Annotated in this window: 3 protein-coding genes; 1 reads left to right on the plus strand and 2 read right to left on the minus strand. The window is 30.7% G+C overall.

Annotation, left to right across the window (positions count from 1 at the left end):
* Positions 1-967 precede the first annotated feature (967 nt).
* The gene (locus tag ACFWDE_RS29995; RefSeq protein ID WP_377896330.1) at positions 968-1705 is read left to right on the plus strand and encodes a terminase gpP N-terminus-related DNA-binding protein; all 738 of its coding nucleotides are present in this window, start codon (positions 968-970) and stop codon (positions 1703-1705) included.
* Between the two features lie 34 nt (positions 1706-1739).
* Here the strand turns inward: ACFWDE_RS29995 and ACFWDE_RS30000 are convergent, their stop codons facing one another.
* Entirely contained in the window at positions 1740-3194 is a 1455-nt protein-coding gene (locus tag ACFWDE_RS30000) for an FtsZ/tubulin family protein (RefSeq protein WP_377896331.1), read from the minus strand.
* A 20-nt stretch (positions 3195-3214) separates the two neighbouring features.
* Positions 3215-3631, minus strand: coding sequence for a hypothetical protein (locus tag ACFWDE_RS30005; RefSeq protein WP_002106934.1), 417 nt, complete (start codon positions 3629-3631; stop codon positions 3215-3217).
* Between the last annotated feature and the right edge of the window lie 790 nt (positions 3632-4421).

A 4421-nucleotide genomic window follows, 5' to 3' on the forward strand; every position in this document is an offset into this window, starting at 1 on the left:
GTATTGATATGAGATTGACATTGTGCATAATTGGAGCAAAATACTCATCATTAATGAGACTAACATATCAATAAACATTAACATGTTAATCCCCAGAACGATAACATTGTTAATCTTATATCAACTATTCTTGAGTATTGTGATAACAAGACATTAACAAAACATCAATAGGCATATGTCCTTATTAATAAAAGCGTTAATAAACCAAGATTCACATCAGTCTTTATTGCTTATAATTAGAGACTGGATAGATCCTTCTATAAAACCTTTTTTCTTTATCGCAAACACTTAGAAATTAAGTATTACAGCTATTCAACAACAAAGTGAATGGGACCTTGTAGTGTTTCAAACTACTAATAGCCAATAACTCGACTAACTATTAGAATGTAACGCTCATATGAACCTATAATAGTTGTTATCTAAAATTACTTTACTAGTCTTGGAATCAGTTAAAAAGAGATACTAAACTCAAGTAGTCAAACAGGTATCCGTTATATATTCTCAATTGTTACCTATGGAAAAGACTCATACTACAATTATTAATAATATGGACCCTATTAATCATATTTATACCTATTTTTTTTGAAAGTTTAATGCTATATCCTCATAATTTATTTACAAATCGGTTATATTTACTTATCATTAATGTTATGTGAATAAAACTGTCAATCTCATAGCAACCATTTATACGGATACGGGTGACAAAGGTACCTCATTAATCCTATATAACATTGATGCATTTCAAGTCCCAGTTAACAAAACATCAATATTTGGCGAAGATAGCTAACGATTTGTTAATGTCTTGTTAACACTTTGAGTATAACATGTTAATCTTATCTTTCATGTTAATTTCAGATAAGAAAGGGATTCCTATTAGTACCGTCGAAAAACACTTAACATATCAATCTCACATTTCATGTTAATGTCATTTATCAACGAAATTACATACTGCTAAGGAGGTAATACTATGATTAAGCAGGAAAATCACTCAGAACAAGCCATGGTAGATGATGAGAACTCATTACACGAAGACGCTTTTGAAAAGGCCTGGCGAATAACAGAGTTTTCTAAGTTAGTAGGTAGACACCATAATACTGTTTATAATTGGTTTAATACGTTAGAAGAGAAGGGGTTGCACGGGACTCTTAGAACCAATAATACAAATGAAAAGCTATATAATTCATTAGATTTAAATATAGCTCTTTTCATAAAGCAGAAAAGGGATGAAAAGTGGTCATTAGATGCCATAATTGAACTTTTACCGCATCAATTCGAACTAAGGTCAGTATCTCCTGAAAACCACTCTAACGAAATATTATCTCAATTTGATTTTCAGGACGCAGCTGAGACAATCGAAAAATTGGTGGAACAAAAGGTTCAAGCACATTTACAAAACATCGAAATACAATTTCAAGAGAAATTTGAAAATGTATTAAAAGCGTTACCTCAGCCTGAAGATCCAATTGCTATGAAAGAACGTCAAAGACAAGAAAGACTGGATAACATAATAATTGAACATAGAGCTCGTAAAGAATTAAGAAGACAAGCTGAAAAACTCTGGAATGAAAAACCTGAGGAAGAGCGCATGAAAAAAGTTGGTTGGTTTAAAAAAGAGGAAGATTTAGCAAAAAAACACCTATTTATAGAGAATTATTTAAACGAAAATATGATAGAGTATATGAAATCTATTATGACATCCGAATAAAAAAGAGGCCCGGGATATTCCCAGGCCTCTTTTTTTATTTTGATGTACCAAACATTTTGTCTGGATCCATAAATGCAGCTAATTCTTCATCATTCTCAGCATCTGCTGATGGTTCCTCATTACTTGTTCCCATATCGATGTAGTCACCGAAATTAATACTGAAATCATCGTCTTGATCTTGCATTTCAATTGTATTAATTTGGGATTTTTTAAACTGAATTTGATTTTGCTTCTCTTTAAATTCATTGAATTCTTTAACTAAACCCTTAGACAAACGGGACGGTAATGCATCAGTTTTATAGAACGTATACACACTGCCCATAAAATCATTTTTACTAATTAAATACCCATTAAATACCGTACCGTTGATTGGTAATGTATTCGTAACTTCTACTTTTGCATCATCCATAAATGAATCATCAATATTCTTTTGTTCGTCTAGAATTGCAAGCATTCCAAAATGATGCACCTTAGAGGCCTCCAACTCACCATCATCGTTCTTTTTCACTAATTCTATAGGATGGTGGAAAGAGCTTCCTTTCAACGATTCTGAGAACATATCTACTATTTCTTTACTATTTTCAATTTGATTCATATTGCGAGAAATTTTATTAATAACTAGACAACCAGTTTTCTCTAATAAAATACGTTTAAAGTCCTGTGAATCTAAAATAACAGATGTTCCTGCGCCATTAGAAGCTGTATTTAATTCATGGATGATTTCACCAATGCGCTGATTTGCATAGTCTCGTGAATTAGCAATACCTTTTTTCTCATTTTCGTTTAATCCCTTAAATTCATCATAGAAATGTTGGTTATCTGCGAAAACAACGAATGCAACACCTTTTGCTGGGTCATTTGCTAACTTCCAAATCTCTTGAGAGAATTTATTTACTTGTCTTAGTACATCAGGCCCATCAGCTCTTACTGGGAGTGTCACAACAATACCCATTTTAATAAAATCTTTACGTTCAATTGCATTATTGAATGCAATTCTTGCATACTTTTGTTGATTTGCTATTAATTCCTCTCTAGGAATTTTCATTGCCATACTTTTAAGTTCTTCAGCGATTATAGGTTTATTATGAAAAGCCGAGAATTCTTCAATTGCTTTAATGATTGTAGAAGTACCTGTTCCACCGCCTAAACCAGCAAAAAATAGTACCAATTCATCTGTTGGTCTTACACGCTCTGTGATGAATTCTTTTAACTTTTCTTTCGCTTCATCATTTGATTCTAGTACTCTTACAGCACGTTCTGGATTCTTCCCTAATCCCCCTAATTTTAGTGATACTTGGTTACTTGTTGGTACGTTTTTTAATTCGGCTAAATCACCATCATTACTATTTAGGGCAAGACAGTTGTACACAGATGTTCCATCTGTATGCTTATATTCAGCAAATTTATCTACCATTCTAGTTCCAGCTTGACCAAAACCAACCATTGTCATTTTTACTGCTACTTCGTTTTTCAGAAAGTTCTTCGCCATTATTTTATCTCTCCTTTTTCTTATTTATTGGTTTGTTTACGTCTTCCTAGTTCAATTAACACCTGCTGCCCTCTAATTGTTGAGATTAAAAATTTATAAGGATGCATAATCTTTTCAGTTATTAATGACATTGAAGATAATGTACTAACACTTACTTCAGCTGATCTTCTTGATATATTGGTTCGTTCAACCTCTAATGAATACGATTTTCCCTTTAATTTCTTAACTCTCCTATCAATTACAACATTACCTACTATTTCATTTATTGAGATACCCCTCATATATTTCGTCTCTTGGTATTGTTTATTTACCTCAGATCCTATGTAATGAAATACATTATAAAGTATTTCGTCTTCTTCAAGAATGTCTGCAAACATGTTCACAACTTCATCAGGAAATTTAATTACTTTATACTTTTCGCTCAATACCTCGTTCAAGTTGCCTCCCCCTTAAAACGTTGGTTAATTATTCCTACGAATATATTACATTATTATAAAGCGTATATCAAGTCATTATATATAGCACTTACATATAAAGCGTATAAGTCTTAATTTAGGCCGAAATGTTGATATATAAACATAAATATATACGACGTATATGTACGATGTATGTTATATATGTCAATTATAGGTTTCATGTAATTAACAATACCGTCTATAAAACTATAAATTCATTATTTAATTTGACATTCTTTTGAATAATCCTTTATAAAAAATATCAAACTACAAACATTTCAAGTTAAAAAACTTCACAAATTATTCATACGCTTTATTTATAAGCTGTATTTATAAGCCCTTTTTATAAGATGTATATATAAACCTTTAAAAACAAAGGTTTTTTAGTTCCTATATCAATTTCATATCAACATATTTAACACATTTTCTTTCTACAAAGCTTATATATAAGTTTTGTATATAAGCCGTACATGTAAAGGGTGTATATAATATGAAAAAATCATTGCTTTTTTCATATCAAATGGTTTGATATGAACTTACTAATTTAATAAAGAGATCTTCCTATTCATTTTTCTTTATTAATGTTTTTTCTGCTATTTATATCTATTGATAAAGGAGCTCTGTCAATGTCATGTTATAAGTTCACTTCTCTGTTATTAACTCATATAATTGCAAATTCAGTATCTCTAGTGTTAGGTTCTAGACATTCACTTGTTAATCTCATATGTACACAATCTTTATAATTAACATGTAGAGTCATAATATTAATAAA

The sequence above is a fragment of the Bacillus sp. NPDC060175 genome, from assembly GCF_042728695.1.
Lineage (GTDB): Bacteria > Bacillota > Bacilli > Bacillales > Bacillaceae_G > Bacillus_A.